We start from the raw sequence: 18,021 nt of genomic DNA, 5'->3' as shown, positions 1-18,021 counted from the left end.
TTTTTATATCTCATCTTTACTTTTGACCTTAGGCGACTTTCAACTGCAATACCTGTAAAGCTTGCTCTAAGTCATCAATAATATCGTCAACATGTTCTAAACCAACAGAAATACGAATGAGCGTTTCAGAAATACCAGCCGCAGCCCTTTCCTCTTCAGTATAAGGTGAATGAGTCATGGAGGCAGGATGTTGAATTAAAGTTTCGGCATCACCTAAACTTACCGCAATATGACACATTTTTAATTGATTCATAAAGCGCACAGCATCATCAAAAGATCCATCAACTTCGAATGCAATAACCCCGCCAGCACGCTTCATTTGAGTGCCTACTAAATGATTAGCAGGATGGTGTTTTAAACCTGGATAATAAACTTCTTTAACCTCTGTATGAGTATCTAAAAACTGTGCAACTTTTTCCGCATTATCACAATGCCTTTCAAGACGAACCGATAAAGTTTTCAAACCACGGGTAATTAACCAAGCATCATTTGGACTCATAACAGCGCCCATATCTTTTAAAGTCGTTAACTTGATGTTTTCAATTTGCTCAGCGCTGCCACAACAAATACCCGCAACTACATCGCCATGGCCATTTAAATATTTTGTCGCACTATGAATGATTAAATCCATACCATAATCGGTCGGCTGCTGTAACAATGGCGACATAAAAGTATTATCAATAACGGTCAGAAGCTTGTACTTATTAGCCACTCGGTTGATCTCAGCTAAATCTGCGCATACCAAGTTAGGGTTAATTGGTGTTTCAAAAAAGATTAATTGAGTATTGTCCTGGATAGCAGCTTCTACAGCTTCTATATCAGTAATATCGACAAAGGTTGCTTCAATGCCTAACTCGGCGAATTTATGATTAATCAAAGCAAATGAACAGCCATATAAAGCCGCAGAGGCTATTAAGTGATCACCTTTTTTAAGGTTTGCTAATAGCGTCGCTGAAACAGCGCCCATACCAGAGCCAAAAGCTGCCGCAGCTTCAGTATTTTCTAAGGAAGCCATACGCTGCTCTAATTCCATTACGGTTGGATTACCTAAACGTGAATAGATAAACCCGGCCTCTTCACCAGCAAAACGATTAGCGCCCTGCTGAACATTATCAAAGACAAAAGTTGAAGTTTGATGAATTGGGGTGGATAAGGAACCAAAAGAAGGATCACCAACGCGACCGGCATGAATCGCTTTGGTTTCAGGATGTTTAAATTGTTTTGATGACATACGGCTTCTCGTAAATTTAAGTTAAACTTTGATAGCCGTCGTGGCCTTTACCTCCTTCAACACTAAACTGGTATGAAGCTTGGCAATCCCTTCCAATGGGATCATTTTTTTAGAAATAAAATGCTCAAGAGCTTGGGTGTTTTTCACAGCCACTTTAAGCAAATAATCATACGAACCCGTTACGTTATGGCACTCTAAAACTTCCGGCCATGAGGTAATGGTTTCTAAAATCTGTTGGATTTTTTCATGCTTATGCAACTCAAGACTTAACTCAATAAAGCATAAGTTATCACATCTCATTTTGTGCCTATCCAACAAGGCAACATAACCACGAATAAAGCCATCTAGCTCTAAGCGTTTAACTCGACCATGCGTAGCTGGAGCTGAGAGATGAATTTTTTTTGCTAAATCCGAATTACTGATGCGACCTTCATTTTGCAAAATCTCTAGGATTTTTTGATCCGTTGCATCAAGCTCAATTTCTACAAAAGATTTTATCATTATTTAACCTATTGACAGAATATAATTAAACATTTTCACACTAATAAATAAGAATACCACAATTTTGACAGAAATAATTAAGATGGTTAACCTGAGGATGGTTTCAAGCTATCGTTTGTTAAGATTATTAAGCAAAATATTGGTGGTCTGACCAAAATTGGATACACTAAAGTCATATTAATAATTATTACTCTTATGTTAGAAGCAGTTATTTTAATTCACGGTTTAGGCAGAACTCAGTGGTCGTTAAAGCGTCTTGAGAAGCGTCTACAGCAGCTAGGTTACGTGACTTATAATGAGTCCTACCCTTCAACTAAACAAACAGTAGATAAGTCAGCCAACAACTACATTTCTAAGGCTTTAGAAACGCTTGAAGCTGAAAAATTCGATAAAGTTCATTTTGTCACCCATTCTTTAGGTGGCATTCTGGTTCGTTACTACTTATCAAATCATAAAATAGCTAATTTAGGGCGAGTTTTGATGCTCGCGCCACCAAACCATGGCAGCGAGATTGCAGATACATTTAAAGATAAATGGTGGTACAAGATGGCTACAGGGCCTTCTGGCCAACAACTTACCGAATCCAGTCCGCTTTATTCGCAACTTAAGCCTTTGCAAACAGAAATTGGGGTTATCATCGGTAACCGTTCATCCGACCCTTGGTTTAACTTCTTATTCGATGGTGAGCATGATGGAAAGGTTTCAGTGAAAAGTGCTAAATTAGAAGAACAGCATCAACTGCAAGTAGTTAATTGTGGGCATACTCTGTTAATGGAAAACAGACTAGTCTCAGATGCCATTATTAAATTTCTACAAACGGGTGAATTAAAAAAGGCTTCTTAAGAAGCCTTTTATGTTACCTAAACTATTTGTCTTTCTTATCGCTTTCTAATTTCTTTTCGTGCTCAAGATCATAGTTAGGTGGCTTGCCACCCTTACCTTTCAAATAATGATCCATCCAGCGCATTAGACGCATTGAATAATCCATTTGCGCGGCTGCTTTACGATTACCATGGCCTTCGCCCGGATATAAGACCAGACGTACTGGCGCTTGCGCTAAGGTTTTTAAATAACGGTATAGCTCCATAGATTGTGATGGATGAACTCGAGTATCGTTCTCGCCATGCATTATCAATAAAGGCGTTTTAGATTTTTTAACATGAAAAATAGGACTCCGCTCTAGCATCCACTGGAAATCATCCCAAGGCCATACACGAGAATGTACCGCATGCATTTCATTGGGTATATCGGTCGTACCAAATTTAGATAGTTGGTTAGAAATACCTACAAACATAACCCCCGCCGCATAATGCTCAGAAAGCGCTGTGGCTGACCAAGCTGTAGCGTAACCACCATAAGAACCACCGGTAATACCGACCTTATCTTTATCAACAATACCCTCTTCTACTAAAGCATTTTTACCGTCGACAATATCGGTAAACTCTGGATCCGCATAGCCGCGCTGATCAGCTCTAGCAAAGTCGTCTCCACGACCAGTAGACCCTCGGTAGTTTGGAATAAAGGAAACGTAGCCGTTAGCTGCTGCGACTTGAATTGGATCGGCGTAACGGGTATTCCATCCGTTTGAGCGATGCGCCTCAGGACCACCATGAACAAAGGCGATCATAGGATAATCTTTGCCTTTTTTATAATTAATTGGATAAACCAAAACGCCTTGCAAATCTAAACCATCTTGGGCGCGATAATTAAACACTTCTTGCTTTCCAAAAGCGATGTCGGCGAACCAAGGATTTGAATCGGTAATACGTTTACTGCCAGAGCTAGAAGCTAAATAAACTTCATTGGGATGGGTCGAAGTGTTGGTTTTTAATGCTAACTGACCATTAGAAGCCAAGGACATAGAAGTCTGAATGCCATTACCATAAGCAACTAGAGTAGCATTGGTCGAGCCATCTGATTTAACCACTCGTGATTCTGCGTCTTTGTGCTCAATATAATAAACATCATTACCTAACCAACCGATATCCATGATATGACTGTCTTTATTATTTTTACGCTTAGCTATTTTTCCATTTCGAGCATTAGCTACGTATAAAGCTCCTGCCGTTGGATCGTTATAGTCATTAGCACCCAAAAAAGCGACTAGCTTACCATCCGTCGACCAGATAGCTTTGCCTTGCTTACCTTCTGTTTTAAATTTAGTTTTAGTACGTCCTTTTAGATCGATGATCTGAAGCGTTTGTAACATTAAGACATCGTCAATTAAAGACGTAGGACTTGATTGAACTAACAATTGGTCACTCACTGGACTAAATTTCGCAGATACCAGATGCTCTTCAAATTTAATTTTTTCTGCTTTTGGTTCTTCTTGGTTTAAATCCGCTAACCACAAATGATTGGTTTGGATATCCTCTTCATACACCTTAGCTTTAAATCCTTTTTTTGAAAGCTTTTCTAGGTGCTTAGGCTTTTTGGTTTTTGCTATAAAAACAACCTTACTACCATCGTGATTTACGCTATAAGACCCTACGCCATTATCATACGAAAGAATGCGTTGCGATTCGCCGCCATCAATAGGTAAAGCATAGAGCGCTGTTTTTTTATCATCACGCCGTTTAGCCGTATAGTAGATTTTTTTTGAATCGTGCGACCAGCTGATACGACTAATATTCACTTTACCGGTAATAAATGGTCGTGGCTCGGCACCATCTGCTGTAGCAATTAAATATAACTCAGACCAAGCATTGCCATCTTCATCTTTATAAGGTGTTCTAGGTTTTGATTTTGTAAAGGCAACCCAGGCACCGTCAGGAGAAATCTGCATGTCGCCAACAGAGCTAACCTTGCTGATGTCTTCTAAGCTCATACCTTCTTTGGCGTCGATCACAGTGATAGACAGCGCTAAAAAAGTAATAAATATCAATAATTTGTTCATTAATCTTCTCAATATCGCAAATAAGGAAGATTAGAATAATAAAATTAACCACTAACTTCCAGTCCATTCATCGAATATTGAACAGCTCCAATAAGTGTAACCTGTAACTGTTTGTTACATTTACTGAATAGCCTGCAATCACATATTTGTTAAAGTATAAGTGAGCTTGGGTGCTTGCCATTACAGGCTCAATTCTCAAAATACCTCCTTCTCATTTTGAGAGTGTTAAGGGCTTCCAGTTGAACGCTGGAAGCCTTTTTTATTAGTTGATGATTTAGTCCAGCCAGTAGATAGTGTAAACTTACAACCAATTAAAGAAACTCCAGTCATTATGAGCGGCAAAGATACAATTTTCTCAGATCCTTTAGATAACGTAAAAGCGTTTGAATTCGATCAAACAGTAGTTGAAGTTTTTCCCGATATGATCGAACGCTCGGTTCCCGGTTATAAGACCATAATCCAAGGAATTTCTGAGTTGGCAGAAAAGTTTATTCAAGTCGATAGTAATATCTATGATCTTGGTTGCTCCCTGGGTGCTGCGTCTCTCTCTATTCGACAAAAAGTCCCTGAGCCCTCTTGTAAGATCTATGCAATTGATAATTCTTCAGCCATGGTTGAGCGTTGTCGTTTGATTCAAGCCAGCTACAATTTTGATATGCCAATAGAAGTTATCGAAGGCGATATCAATCAATGTGACATGTGCAATGCCAGTATTGTAGTTTTAAATTTCACCTTACAATTCTTACCGCTTGAAGATAGGCTTCCACTCGTAAAAAAAATATATGACTCGCTCAGACCGGGTGGCATTTTAATACTTTCTGAAAAGCTGCAAATGCAGTCAGAAGAAATAGATGAAGCCATTATTGACTTACACCATAAATTTAAAAAGCGGAATGGCTATAGCGATATGGAAATTGCACAAAAACGTGCTGCTATTGAAAACGTCTTAATTCCAGATACACGCGAAGCGCATAATAAAAGATTTGAATCAGCAGGTTTTTCATCATTTGAAACCTGGTTTCAACATTACAACTTTGTTTCTTTCCTGGCTATAAAATAATATATGTTCGATATACATCAATTTTTAGCGCCCAGCTATGAGGCTATATTCAACACTAGACTCCGCCCTTATCTAACAAACTTGAAGAATGGAGTGAATGCTCGTATGAGTGATTACACTCATGGGAAAATTAAGGAGTGGGTTGCGCTACTGGAACAATTACCTAATGTCGAAGTTCATGATTATGATTTGATAAACTCAGTGACTGTAGGTGAAGCAAACCAACTTAATAAAGAGCAACATTTAGAGTTAGCATCCACACTAAAACAATTTCACCCTTGGCGTAAAGGCCCTTTTAATTTATTCGGCACTGACATCAATACCGAATGGCGCTCAGACTGGAAATGGGATCGCTTAAAAGAACAAATCACAAGTTTACAAGACAAAATCGTCTTAGACGTGGGTTGCGGTAATGGATATCATTGTTGGCGCATGGCTAGCCAAAACCCAAAAATGATTTTAGGCATAGACCCGTCGCAACTTTTTCTGATGCAATTTGCTATCATGAAAAAATATCTACCCAATATTCCAGTGCATTTCTTGCCCATAGGTATTGAATATTTGCCTAATGAAATACCCAAGCAAGGCTTTGATACCATTTTTTCAATGGGCGTTTTATATCATCGACGTTCACCTATTGATCACATCATGCACTTAAAGAAATTACTTAAGCACAATGGCGAGCTCATTTTAGAAACTCTAGTCATTGATGGCGACGATGTATCACACCCAGATCAAGTATTAATACCTGATAGTCGTTATGCTCAGATGAACAATGTGTGGTTTATTCCCACGGTAGCAATGCTAACTAAGTGGATGGAGCGTTGTAATTTAAAAGATATTAGGTGTGTTGATATTAATCAAACTACGATTAAAGAACAAAGAGCAACAAACTGGATGAACTTTCAATCTCTGAATGATTTTTTGGATCAAAATAATCCTAATAAAACTATCGAAGGTCACCCTGCTCCTAAACGCGCTATTATGATTGCCACAAGGAAATAATCTGTGCCTAAAGACTATCATCTGGTTCCTTTTTGCCCTGAACCAGTACGCATCGTAAAACCAAATAAAAATTATTTACTGGTACATAAGCCCGCTGGATTGTTGACTATTCCCGGACGACATGAAGAAAACAAAGACTGCCTTATCACACGGCTACAAAATCATCCAAAGTCGCAAACAGCTACAGTAGTTCATCGCTTGGATATGGCCACTTCTGGAATCATGGTTGTGGCTTTAACTAAAGCTGCGCACCGAGATATTAGTAAGCAGTTTGAACTTCGCCAGACGGAAAAGCACTATATTGCTGTAGTAGATGGCTTGGTTAAAGAAGATGAAGGCACTATAGATAAACCCATGATTGCTGATTGGCCCAATCGACCTAAACAAAAAATTTGCTATGACACTGGCAAGACAGCAGTCACCGAGTGGCAAGTTTTATCACGCAATTTAAAAGAGCAGACAACTCGGCTTAAACTCAAACCTATTACAGGTAGGAGCCATCAGCTTAGATTGCATTGTTTTGAACTAGGTCATCCTATTTTAGGTTGTCACCTATACTCCATCAATGGTTCTGAGAAAAAGGCTAATCGATTATTGCTGCACGCAGAGCAGCTTTCTTTAACTGATCCAAAAAGTGGCCAACCAATTACTGCAAATGCTGTTTGCAGCTTTTAAATTTTGGTTGAATCTATTCTTTAGAATTGACACAATACGCGCGAAATTTGATAGCAAAGCACCCGTAGCTCAGCTGGATAGAGCGTCGCCCTCCGGAGGCGAAGGTCACAGGTTCGACTCCTGTCGGGTGCGCCAATAACCTATTATTAATAAGCAGTTAGTTTTATGAAAAAAATCGAAAATACATTTGAAAAAGGGATATTTGTCAGTCGCTGGTTATTAGCGCCTTTCTTCGTTGGCTTGATATTTGGGATCATCATTCTCTTAACGACTTTTGGCAAAGAGCTATGGCATTTGGCAACTCATTTTTCTGAGTTAGATGAAATGAATACTATTTTGGGTATTCTTGCTTTAGTGGATATGACACTCTTAGCCAACTTATTAATTATTATAATTTTTAGTGGTTACGAAAGCTTTGTCTCTAAAATAGATGTGGCAGAACATGAAGACCGTCCAGGTTGGATGGGTAAAGTAGGATTTTCAACCTTAAAGGTGAAGCTGATAAGCTCTATCGTAGCTATTTCAGCAATTGATTTGTTAAGAAGCTATATGCAGCTAGCATCGGGAGATGATTTGAGCGTGATTTGGGCAAAGCTATCAATACATTCGGTATTTGTGATTTCAGGATTACTCTTTGCCATTATGGACTATTTAACCAGTAAAAGTAGCAACCAAAATTAGCTCATAAAAAAACCGCCTAGAGGCGGTTTTTTTTTCAATAGAGAAATATTACTCTTCAACAACTTTGGCGTCAGCTGCATTTTTCATCACAGACTTAATGCCGTTGTTACGGCCGCTTTCAGATTTATACATTTGGCTTTTACCAATTTGCTGGCCATTTGATGCATTCAGACCCCAATAGAAACGACCATCTTTTGCTGTTTTCTTTTCGAAATTTGATTCGTCTTTTGCATTTTTACGAACTGAATCAATACCATTATCACAACCAGAACGCGAAGAATAACCTTGAGACTGCATGATTACTTCGCCATTTCCAGCTTTTAATACAAAATAATCTTTTCCGTCCTTTCCCTTTGAAATTACAAATTTTCCAGCCATTTTTTATACCTCATTTGATGTTTATCTTAAGCCGTGTCCAGCCCCTGTATGGAAATACTCACTTATTTCATTCGAAAATTCAAGTCAGATAGGTCAATTTTCGGAGAATATTCACTTTTTTACATTCTAGTTAACTTTTTGATATTTCTTCACATTTTGCCAATCTTTTACATTTGAGCTATTCCGTTCTAAGATGGAGCTGGTACTATTTTATGGGCTTAATTACTGAACATGGAAAATCTGAAGGAGAACAACCATGAAAAAACTTCCATTAGCAATAGCAATTGCTAGCACTCTAACTATCTTAGGTGGCTGTGCGTCACAACAATCAACAACAGTCTCATCTGGCGACACTGCAAGTTTACAAGCAGAATTAGACCGCGTTAACGCTGAAAAAGCACGATTAGCTACGCGTGCTGCAGAAGCAGATCGCTTACGTCGTGAGTTAGCAGCCGCACAAAGCTCTAACGGTTCTACAGCAACCGCTTACACTGCTTCTGGTGACTTATTACCACCAAATGCACAGCCAGGTGAATGTTACTCCCGCGTATTAGTACCAGCTGTATACGAAAATTCAACTGAGCAAGTATTAGCTAAAGCAGCTTCTGAGCGTGTTGAAGTTACTCCTGCTCAGTATGAAATGGTTGAAGAAACTGTATTAGTACAGGAAGAATCTACTCGCTTAGAAGTAATCCCAGCAACTTATAGAACAGTTACTGAAGAGATTATGGTAGAGCCAGAAAAAACTATCCTACGTGAAGTTCCTGCTCAATACGGTACTGAAACTGAGCAAATTCTAGTTAAACCTGCTTATACTACATGGAAAAAAGGCCGTGGCCCTATCGAAAAGGTAGATGCTTCAACTGGTGAAATCATGTGTTTAGTAGAAGTTCCTGCAGAATACAGAACAATTAGCACACGCGTTGTAGTAAGTCCTGCAACAACTGTATCTGATGTAATCCCTGCTAAATTCAAAACAGTAACTCGTACAGTTATCGATACTGCTGCTACTACTCGTGAAGTTGTTATTCCGGCAAAATACGATACAGTTAATGTACGTAAATTAGTTACTCCAGCAACAGAAAATCGTATTGCTATCCCAGAAGAGTATACAACAGTTTCAAAACGTAAATTGGTTACTGACTCGTTCTTAGAGTGGAGACCAATCCTTTGTGAAACAAACACTACTCCAGGTTTGATTTCTCGCTTACAAAGAGCGTTAAATGGCGAAGGTTATGATGCTGGTTCTGTTGATGGTGTACTAGGTTCTCGCACTATGAGCGCAGTTAACAAATACCAACTAGATAATGGTTTAGCTTCTGGTCAATTGACCATCGCAACTCTAGAAAAACTAGGTGTATCTTTATAATTTACACTACCTTCATAAAAGAAGCCCTTCTGGGCTTCTTTTTTTTGGCTATAATTTTTCTAAATATACATGAATCAATCTAAACCCAAAGTTATACAAATAGTTACGCTTTTATTGTTAGGAGCTTTATACTGGTACTTTAATCAAGGCCCCCTTAATAAAAGTAATAGTGCAGCTACCGTTCAAAATCAGGTTCAAGCGCTTGAACAGTATTTTCAAAACAGAACGTCAAAAAAAATGATACAAATAACCGGTACAGTTATAAAGCTTTTATCTGATGACTTAATAGAACCACGACATCAAAAATTTATCGTTAAAACCAGTAACAGAATGTCATTATTGGTAACTCATAATATTGACTTAGCGCCTCGCATTAATAGTCTAAATGAAGGTGATGAGGTTTTAATTTACGGTCAGTATGAATGGAACGATAAAGGCGGCATACTTCACTGGACTCATCACGATCCGAAAAACCGAAGAGCTGGTGGCTGGATTATTCACAATGGGAAAAAGTACGAATAGTCTACAGGTACAGTATTTTCTAATTTAGATTTAAACAAGAAATTTTAACGTTTAGACTAAGCGGAGAATAATTTAAAATTAGGATTTTACATTAAGTAATGTGGCTAACTTTCAAATCATTCTCCAACAAAGTATAAAACTTAAAATGCTTGTCTAAACGTGCTTACCGCCAGTCCAACCACCTGAAGCTAATACCCTATCACCCATAGATTTAGGTGATTCTTCTAGGTCAGTAGCCATTGAGTCATTCCACCGATTCAAGAAACCGTACAAGCAAACCACTCCTAAGATTTCTACTATCTGATTTTCACTCCAGTGCTTTTTCATGCGATCTACTAACTCTTGATCTACTGCATTTGGAACAGAGCCAGCGGCTAAAGCATAATCTAACGCAACTCTTTCAGCATCTGAATACAGATCAGAAGTTTGATATTCCCAGATTTGATCTAACTTTTCTTGACTAATACCATGGATCTTCGCAGCTACTAAAGAGTGGGCTTCACAATACTGACAACCTACTGCACGACTGGCAAAATGCGCAATTAAGCGCTTAAAGCCTAAATGTACTTCACCGTCTTTAGGCATTACAGCTTTAGTCAATTCCCCAAAACCTTTTACGATTTCTGGTCGACGCTGCATCGTCAACAAACTGTTTGGAACAAAGCCTAAGATCTCTTCAAAGATTTGAAAGTCAGCAGCTAAATCTGGGTGTAAATTTTTATCTAATGGTTTTAAATAGGCCATTAAGTTTTCCTCTCAATGTAATATCAAAAAAATATAAAAAAGGCTTTCCGAAGAAAGCCTTTGCTCAAAGTCTTACCTAAATTTGAAAATCATTTTGAAACTGGCTTCGCTGGATTAACAATTGCATCAACCGTACCTTGTGCTAAAGGGTGGTAACCGGAACGGGCAATAGCATATACCCGTTTTGCAAAATCACCCTGCTTGGTATCCATAAGGGCTTTATACAAAGGCACGATCAATTTACGTCGTCCGATACTAATCAAGTAATCTTCTAACCGTTGATTGACTACGCCATAACCTCGGTTGATTGCTAGTTTTAACCAAGCATGTGCAACTTCATTATTAGTTGTAGTGGTTAGATCAAAGGCCTTATCCAACTCAGCCATTTTCTCCAAACTGATATCTTGCGGTAAATTATTGATAAAGTGCAACCATTCATGAATTGACCATTTATCCGTTACCATATCATTTAACGCTAGCTTACCAGATATAAAGTCAGCCGATGCAGCATCGACTTTTATAAAAGCATTTGATTGCGGATTTGGCATAAACTCTGGAAGCATTGGGGAATGTAACCATTCATCAATCTCTGCCTGAGTTACTTTGCCCGGATACTTTGCAATTAAATGTTTATCTAAATACTTTTCAAATTCTGGAGTGGTTAAACTCTTAAAGGCAAAATCGCCAAAATATTGATTAAGGAACTTATCAAAAGTTTCACGGCCAAAACGCTGCTCTAAAAAAACTAAGAACATCTGGCCTTTGGTATAAGGCACGCCAGAGAAAGCATCATCAGGATCGCGGCCATCAAGGGTAATGTGCAAAATGGTATCGCCAACAGGTAAACTTTTTACTTGTTGCCGCAAACCTTGAACTGACAAAGCGTTTTCCATTTCAGAACGATTTTCATCAAACAATTCTTCCATGATTCGATTTTCAACGTAGGAAGTAAAACCTTCGTTTAACCACAAATCGCGCCAAGTAGCATTAGTTACCAAGTTTCCTGACCAAGAATGCGCTAGCTCATGGGCAATCAAATTAATTAAACTTTTATCACCAGCGATAACTGTCGGCGTAATAAACGATAAACGAGGGTTTTCCATACCACCAAACGGGAAGCTAGGCGGTAATATCAGCAAATCGTAACGTCCCCACAAATAAGGGCCGTACATTGCTTCAGTAATATCAATCATCTGCTCAGTATCTTCAAACTCTTTGGCCGAAGAGTCTAAATAGGCAGCTTCAGAGTAAACACCTGTTCTAGGGCCCATAGATTTAAATTGTAAATCTCCAACGCCTATAGCGATTAAGTATGGCGGAATAGCTTGTGGCATATCAAACTGATAATCACCATCTAAAGGCGTATTTGGTTCGTTATAAGCACTCATCACCGCCAATAATTGCTTTGGCGTTTTAATATTGGCTTTATATGTCACTCGCACATCAGGAGAATCTTGTACTGGAATAAAGCTACGGGCATGGATCGCTTGTGCTTGCGAGAACATGAACGGCTCTTTTTTACCAGCTGTTTGCTCAGGCGTTAACCATTGTAGACCTGAAGCTTGCGGGTTAGAGTTGTAATAGATACGAACCTTCTCTTCGCCATCTTTTAGTTCAACCGTTAACTTTGAACCCAACACAGCATCCTTATCCGCTAACACGAATTGAGTATCAGTTTCATTGCCATCACTATCAATAGAAGTCACTCTATCGATAGTTAGATCACGCGTATCAAGGATCAATTGTTGAGCATTTGATTGCAAACGCTCAAAACTTAAATCCACATGCCCTTTTAATTGCTTCTTATCAAACAGCACTTCAAGATCTAAATCTAGATGCGTTAATAAAACCTCATCTTTATTGGCATATGAATGTTCATCAATAAGATAGGATAAATCTTCAGCTTCTACCTTAGGCATTTCCTTTTTCATTGCCTGTTGAGATTTTTCTGAAGCGTTCTTCGCATCAGTCTTGGTCGTTTGTGAGTTTTCAGACTGTTGGCACGCGATTAAACTCATCGCTAGCACCGCTGAAACAAGCATTGTTGGTAATCTTTTGTTCATTTCTAATTCGTACCCACCCAATAAAATAGCGCTATATTAGAGCATATTTTTAAACACAACTAAAGATGCTAAACACTTATATGTACTTGCCAAAAAGATACTGAGATGACAGAATAAATCCTGAGGTATACTAATGAAATCATATAGTTACGAGGAAAGTTTAAATCTCTTTCCTGTTCGGGATGGCTTTAGGATCCGTGGCGAAAATATGTCTAGGGTAGAAGTTTTTACAGACGCTGCATTTGCGTTCGCTATTACCCTGCTAGTTTTTTCTAATGACGGTCTCCCTAATACTTTTGCAGAGTTCACCCTACTTTTAAAAGACATACCAGCTTTTGCCATTAGCTTTAGTCAACTGGTATTTTTTTGGTATGCCCACCGAGTATGGAGTCAGCGATATGGCCTAGAAGATATTAAAACTATACTGATAAGTTGCTTATTAGTATTTTCGGTGATGACTTTTGTGGTACCGCTAAAAATTAGTTTTGCCGGTTTTTTACATTGGGCATCTAATGGCTACTTCCCCTCTCCTATGCCATTCACACCTGAAGATATTAAAATCTTCTTTACTGTATTCCATATAGCTTTTTTAAGCATGTGCTTGATTATGCTTTGGTTATACCAACACGCTTTAAGTAAAAGAATCAGCTTAATGCTCAATGAATTTGAGTTATTCGAAACTCAAACCCATAAAACCTCTTGGGTTATAATGAGTTTTACTAGCGCATTAACATTACTTCTCACTCTAGTTTTACCGAACGAAATAAGTCCTTTTAGCGGTATGTTATATGGTACTCTTGGCGTTAGCATGGGCTTATATAATAATAAAAGAGAAAAGCTCAAAATCGCTTTGAACCCTAATTACAAAACACATTTATAGGAATTGATAATGCCCTCAAAAGGTAGTGGAGAATTTGAACGTGGTTATATTGTCCCAATTGGGGGCTGTGAAAACTGGATAAGCCCTGAGGTTTGCGAGCAACTCAGAGGTTTATGCCTTAGCGCCCAAGCTAAAGCTTCGATTCTAAATATTTCTGAACAAGAGTTAGAACATCAAATAGCTCCCGTTCTTACAGATAATGGCTTTGTGGAATGCTCAGTTATCAATATTCAAAATCGTCAAGATGCACAAAACTCTGATAACTTGGATAAAATGCAAGCCGCCGATATTTTAATTATCGCTGGAGAGAGACCATTGCAAATCTCTACTTTGATTGGAGGTACTCTTATTGCCAAACAAATTAGAAAGTTAAACGCTGATGGGGTACATGTTGTAGGAACTTTTGGCGGAGCCACCATTTTAAGTGAGCATATGATTGCTGGCGGGCAAGATGGTACAACCCCTACTCAAAATGGCGTGACTATGGCCCCAGGAATTGGGTTAACTAACCGTTTTATGGTGGATTACCACTTTGAGCAACAAGGACGCTTAGGTCGATTATTAACCGCTTTATCATACAACCCCTTTACTTTGGGTATAGGAATTGACGATGGCACCGCACTTTTCATCAGTCCAAAGGATGAATTAGTGGTTTTTGGGACAGGTGCCGCAACATTAATAGACCCAAGTAATCTACAATATTCGTCGATGGGTTCAGCAGGAAGCGGCGACCCAATCTCTCTTTTTGGACTACAAATGCATATATTAGCGCAAGGGGCTCGTTTCACTTGCGAAAATCATAGTTATGATGAACACTGGGCTTAAAACCTATGTTTAACTATCTAATATTAATTAGCACATAGACAAAATATAGCAGTTAATTCAAGTAATACATTAAGGTGTAATAAATGACAACAGAGAAATCCTTTATGCAAAATTTCGGTAAAAGTTCTAAAAAAGTATCAATGCTTGGTTTGCTACTTTCCTCTTCTTTACTGGTGCTTGCCGCTTGTAAGACCACTCCTGTAGCTCCCGTTGAAAAAGCAAAACCAGCACCGCCACCTAAGCCTGTTAAAACTTATAAAAGTATTAATGTCGGTAGTAACAACTATATGACTCTCCCAAGCAACTGGTCTCTAAAATCAGGTTTTATGCCTAAAGGCTATGTTCGTTATACGGTCAAACAAAATGATGTCCATATGGTCATTACAGGCTTCCAATCTGCAAGAAGCAAATTCTCTAGCAGCAAAAATCGTAAAGAAATCGACTCAAAAACATTACTCTATTGGTCATCGGCTTTAGATCGTAAGAAAGTCTACAACCCTATTACTGATCAACATAAAACTGGCGAGTATGTTCAATACACGTGTAAAACTCGAACTAGGTGTTACCAAGTGTTCCCATTATCTAAATGGGACTCAGTAATTGTGTCAGAATTTCAAGCTGGTGGCATGAAGTACAATATCACTGCAGGTGTAAACGGCCTGACTAGGGAAGCTGCTCAAGATGTTGTTAAAGGCATCAAAAGTATTCAAGCACAATAACAAAAACATTTCGAGAACAATAAAAAAGCCTGCTAATGCAGGCTTTTTTTATATTCATACTAAAATAAGAACTAAATTAAGAGCTCGCTTCACGCTTAGTAATAAAGTCTAAGGCTTTATCAATTCTTCTTAATACTGCCTCTTTGCCAATCCACTCAAGGGTGATACCTAAGTCAGGCGACATACCTGCTCCTGTGATGGCTACACGTAATGGCATCCCGACTTTACCCATGCCAAGTTCTAGTTCACTAGCCGTATCACTGACGATTTGATGCAGGGTTTCTGCTGACCAATCAGCTGCTTCAACTAGCTTTTCTTTGGCTAATTCTAACGGCTGTCTAGCGACAGGACGTAAATGCTTTTTAGCTGCATTTGGGTCAAACTCTTGGTAATCCTCGTAAAAATAACGAATTGCTGAAGCAAGTTCTTTCAAAGTTTTAACTCGCTCAGCCATTTCAGGTATTAATAATTCAACAGCTACACCGCCGTCGGTATTTATTTTTTGTTGCTCCAAGTGCCACTCTAAATGGTTAACCACTTCGGTCGCTGGTAAAGACTTCATATACTGCTGATTCAGCCAATTTAATTTTTCGGTATTGAAGGCTGAAGGAGCTCTATTCACATCTTCTAACGCAAATAAATGAACCATGTCTTCTAATGAGAAAATTTCTTGATCGCCATGCGACCAACCCAACCGAACTAAGTAATTAAGCAAAGCTTGTGGTAAATAACCATCATCTCGGTATTGCATGACGCTCACTGCACCATGGCGTTTAGATAAACGCTTGCCATCATCACCTAAAATCATTGGCACATGAGCGAATAGTGGTCTTTGTCCACCAATAGCTTCAATCATATTAATTTGACGTGGCGTATTATTCACGTGGTCATCGCCACGAATTACATGAGTGATTTTCATATCTAAATCATCAACCACTACGGTAAAATTATAGGTTGGAGTGCCATCAGTACGGGCAATAATCAAATCATCAAGTTCCGCATTACTGACTGAGATTTCGCCTTTAATTAAATCGTCAAAGGTAACCACTCCATCCAAAGGATTTTTAAAGCGAATGACGTGTGGCTGAGACAAATCTTGCTCTTGTACAGTTAAGTTTCGACAATGACCATCGTAACCAATATTTTGCTTATTCTGCATTTGCTCTTCACGTAAAGCATCTAAACGCTCTTTTGAACAAAAACACGGATACGCCTTTCCCTCAGCTAGTAGATGTTCTTTAACAACTGCGTAGCGATCAAAACGCTTGGTCTGATAATAGGGACCCTCATCATGGGATAAACCTAACCACTCCATTCCGTCTAAAATGGCTTGAACTGACTCATCAGTTGAGCGTTCGCGGTCCGTATCTTCAATTCTTAGGACAAAATCGCCAGACGTTTTCTTAGCATGTAAATAGCAATAAAGTGCGGTGCGAGCACCGCCAACATGCAAATAACCAGTTGGGCTTGGCGCAAACCGTGTTTTAACAGACATAATATTGAACTTGATTGAGTAAATTGGTGTCATTTTAACAAGGGGATTTTTATTACTAAAGTACTATCTCAACTTATCGCAAAAATAATTCCAATAAATACTTGACCATAAGTAAATGCCACCTTAAAATGCGCGCCGTTCTCTAGAGAAGCGTAAGCTTTACAGAGTAAGATTCTGGGTGGTTAGCTCAGTTGGGAGAGCATCGCCCTTACAAGGCGAGGGTCACTGGTTCGAGCCCAGTACCACCCACCAGATTCTGGCCTTAATAGAGGCCAATAAAAAAGCCCTAGCATTTGCTAGGGCTTTTTTGTAATAGGATAAAGTGCCAGCTTTAAGTTAGGTACTAATTTTTTCTCACTAGCTTCAGATCTGCATTTAACATTTTCTCTATGCGGAAAAACAGTTCATAACGCGAAAAAGGCTTTTTCAAAAAGTCATCAGCGCCAATTCTTGAGGCATAAAAAATTTCTGTAGCTTGATGGTTACCACTCATCATCATAATGGGAATGTCTTTAGTTCTAGGATCTCGACGTAATTTCCTAAGAGCTGCAAACCCATCCATTTCTGGAAGTACGATATCTAAAAAAATCAAATCTGGCACCACTTTAAATGCTGCTTCTAAGCCTTCTTCCGCCGAAAGAGCTGTGAAGGCTTTGTAATCGTTTTGCAGCATCATCTTCTTTAGCATCGAGCAAATGGTTTTAGAATCATCAATGATTAGAATCTTTGAACCAGGAACTGCATTTACACGCTGCTTTGCTCGACGCTCGGAAGTTTTTGATGATTCTTCTGTCTGAAACTTATTCGCAAACTGCTTATCTAACTTTGCTTCTTCAGATGAGGATTTATTTAATAGTGACTTTACTTTAGTAAAAAGTCCCATCAAGGCTCCAAAATTATTGTTTTATCATATATGCAGCAGTATAAGCTTTGGAAAAATAAGTGTCTAACAAACCCATGTGAAAGATTGTTAATTG

Annotated in this window: 18 protein-coding genes and 2 tRNA genes; 12 read left to right on the top strand and 8 right to left on the bottom strand. The window is 38.7% G+C overall.

The features are described 5' to 3' along the window. Window positions 1–28: 28 nt before the first annotated feature. Window positions 29–1,231 carry a methionine gamma-lyase gene (megL, locus tag GJS41_RS01285; protein WP_154245536.1) on the bottom strand — a complete coding sequence of 401 codons (1,203 nt, stop codon included), beginning with the start codon at window positions 1,229–1,231 and terminating at the stop codon, window positions 29–31. Between the two features lie 21 nt (window positions 1,232–1,252). Then, on the bottom strand, window positions 1,253–1,732 hold the full coding sequence (locus GJS41_RS01280; RefSeq protein ID WP_154245535.1) for an Lrp/AsnC family transcriptional regulator: 480 nt from the start codon (window positions 1,730–1,732) through the stop codon (window positions 1,253–1,255). A 195-nt stretch (window positions 1,733–1,927) separates the two neighbouring features. Here GJS41_RS01280 and GJS41_RS01275 point away from each other — a divergent pair, with 195 nt between their 5' ends. Next, on the top strand, window positions 1,928–2,575 hold the full coding sequence (locus GJS41_RS01275) for a lipase (RefSeq protein WP_154245534.1): 648 nt from the start codon (window positions 1,928–1,930) through the stop codon (window positions 2,573–2,575). A 22-nt stretch (window positions 2,576–2,597) separates the two neighbouring features. On the opposite strand, the gene GJS41_RS01270 is transcribed toward GJS41_RS01275, so the two are convergent. Continuing rightward, window positions 2,598–4,628, bottom strand: a complete 2,031-nt coding sequence (locus tag GJS41_RS01270; protein ID WP_154245533.1) for a S9 family peptidase — start codon at window positions 4,626–4,628, stop codon at window positions 2,598–2,600. Window positions 4,629–4,959: 331 nt separating this feature from the next. On the opposite strand from GJS41_RS01270, the gene cmoA reads away from it, so the two are divergent. The 5 genes from cmoA (at window position 4,960) to GJS41_RS01245 (ending at window position 8,049) form a co-directional block, all read left to right on the top strand. Next, window positions 4,960–5,688, top strand: coding sequence for a carboxy-S-adenosyl-L-methionine synthase CmoA (cmoA, locus tag GJS41_RS01265; RefSeq protein ID WP_154245532.1), 729 nt, complete (start codon window positions 4,960–4,962; stop codon window positions 5,686–5,688). 3 nt (window positions 5,689–5,691) lie between these two features. Beyond that, window positions 5,692–6,693 carry a tRNA 5-methoxyuridine(34)/uridine 5-oxyacetic acid(34) synthase CmoB gene (cmoB, locus tag GJS41_RS01260; RefSeq protein ID WP_154245531.1) on the top strand — a complete coding sequence of 334 codons (1,002 nt, stop codon included), beginning with the start codon at window positions 5,692–5,694 and terminating at the stop codon, window positions 6,691–6,693. Between the two features lie 3 nt (window positions 6,694–6,696). After that, window positions 6,697–7,368 (top strand): pseudouridine synthase, encoded by a 672-nt coding sequence (locus GJS41_RS01255; protein WP_370515589.1) that lies wholly within the window; start codon window positions 6,697–6,699, stop codon window positions 7,366–7,368. Between the two features lie 58 nt (window positions 7,369–7,426). Beyond that, a tRNA-Arg gene (locus GJS41_RS01250) sits at window positions 7,427–7,503 on the top strand. 30 nt (window positions 7,504–7,533) lie between these two features. Further along, entirely contained in the window at window positions 7,534–8,049 is a 516-nt protein-coding gene (locus tag GJS41_RS01245; protein ID WP_154245530.1) for a TIGR00645 family protein, read from the top strand. Between the two features lie 48 nt (window positions 8,050–8,097). On the opposite strand, the gene GJS41_RS01240 is transcribed toward GJS41_RS01245, so the two are convergent. Beyond that, window positions 8,098–8,427: a YegP family protein gene (locus GJS41_RS01240; protein WP_154245529.1), complete on the bottom strand. Its 330-nt coding sequence runs from the start codon at window positions 8,425–8,427 to the stop codon at window positions 8,098–8,100. Between the two features lie 256 nt (window positions 8,428–8,683). Between GJS41_RS01240 and GJS41_RS01235 the strand changes: the two genes are divergently transcribed. Then, window positions 8,684–9,796, top strand: a complete 1,113-nt coding sequence (locus GJS41_RS01235; RefSeq protein WP_154245528.1) for a peptidoglycan-binding domain-containing protein — start codon at window positions 8,684–8,686, stop codon at window positions 9,794–9,796. A gap of 69 nt (window positions 9,797–9,865) precedes the next feature. Continuing rightward, the gene (locus GJS41_RS01230) at window positions 9,866–10,318 is read left to right on the top strand and encodes a DUF3465 domain-containing protein (protein ID WP_154245527.1); all 453 of its coding nucleotides are present in this window, start codon (window positions 9,866–9,868) and stop codon (window positions 10,316–10,318) included. A gap of 153 nt (window positions 10,319–10,471) precedes the next feature. Here the strand turns inward: GJS41_RS01230 and GJS41_RS01225 are convergent, their stop codons facing one another. Both GJS41_RS01225 and GJS41_RS01220 read right to left on the bottom strand, forming a co-directional pair. After that, a complete protein-coding gene (locus GJS41_RS01225; protein WP_154245526.1) occupies window positions 10,472–11,062 on the bottom strand; it encodes a carboxymuconolactone decarboxylase family protein in 591 nt (196 codons plus the stop codon). A gap of 89 nt (window positions 11,063–11,151) precedes the next feature. Further along, on the bottom strand, window positions 11,152–13,125 hold the full coding sequence (locus GJS41_RS01220; RefSeq protein ID WP_255473376.1) for a M1 family metallopeptidase: 1,974 nt from the start codon (window positions 13,123–13,125) through the stop codon (window positions 11,152–11,154). Window positions 13,126–13,258: 133 nt separating this feature from the next. Here GJS41_RS01220 and GJS41_RS01215 point away from each other — a divergent pair, with 133 nt between their 5' ends. The 3 genes from GJS41_RS01215 (at window position 13,259) to GJS41_RS01205 (ending at window position 15,549) form a co-directional block, all read left to right on the top strand. Then, window positions 13,259–14,005, top strand: a complete 747-nt coding sequence (locus GJS41_RS01215) for a TMEM175 family protein (RefSeq protein WP_154245525.1) — start codon at window positions 13,259–13,261, stop codon at window positions 14,003–14,005. Window positions 14,006–14,014: 9 nt separating this feature from the next. After that, on the top strand, window positions 14,015–14,830 hold the full coding sequence (locus tag GJS41_RS01210) for a cyanophycinase (RefSeq protein WP_154245524.1): 816 nt from the start codon (window positions 14,015–14,017) through the stop codon (window positions 14,828–14,830). Window positions 14,831–14,913: 83 nt separating this feature from the next. Beyond that, complete coding sequence (locus GJS41_RS01205) at window positions 14,914–15,549, top strand: hypothetical protein (protein ID WP_227551219.1); 636 nt, start codon at window positions 14,914–14,916, stop codon at window positions 15,547–15,549. Between the two features lie 76 nt (window positions 15,550–15,625). Here GJS41_RS01205 and gltX read toward each other — a convergent pair whose 3' ends face one another. Then, window positions 15,626–17,044 (bottom strand): glutamate--tRNA ligase, encoded by a 1,419-nt coding sequence (gene gltX, locus GJS41_RS01200; RefSeq protein WP_154245523.1) that lies wholly within the window; start codon window positions 17,042–17,044, stop codon window positions 15,626–15,628. A 176-nt stretch (window positions 17,045–17,220) separates the two neighbouring features. On the opposite strand from gltX, the gene GJS41_RS01195 reads away from it, so the two are divergent. Further along, window positions 17,221–17,296, top strand: a tRNA-Val gene (locus tag GJS41_RS01195). Between the two features lie 91 nt (window positions 17,297–17,387). Here the strand turns inward: GJS41_RS01195 and GJS41_RS01190 are convergent. Beyond that, on the bottom strand, window positions 17,388–17,927 hold the full coding sequence (locus tag GJS41_RS01190) for a PleD family two-component system response regulator (RefSeq protein WP_154245522.1): 540 nt from the start codon (window positions 17,925–17,927) through the stop codon (window positions 17,388–17,390). Window positions 17,928–18,021: the final 94 nt, after the last annotated feature.

Origin of the sequence: Kangiella sp. HZ709 (assembly GCF_009674675.1) — a bacterium.
Classification (GTDB): domain Bacteria; phylum Pseudomonadota; class Gammaproteobacteria; order Enterobacterales; family Kangiellaceae; genus Kangiella.
This window is presented reverse-complemented; position numbering and strand designations above follow the sequence as displayed.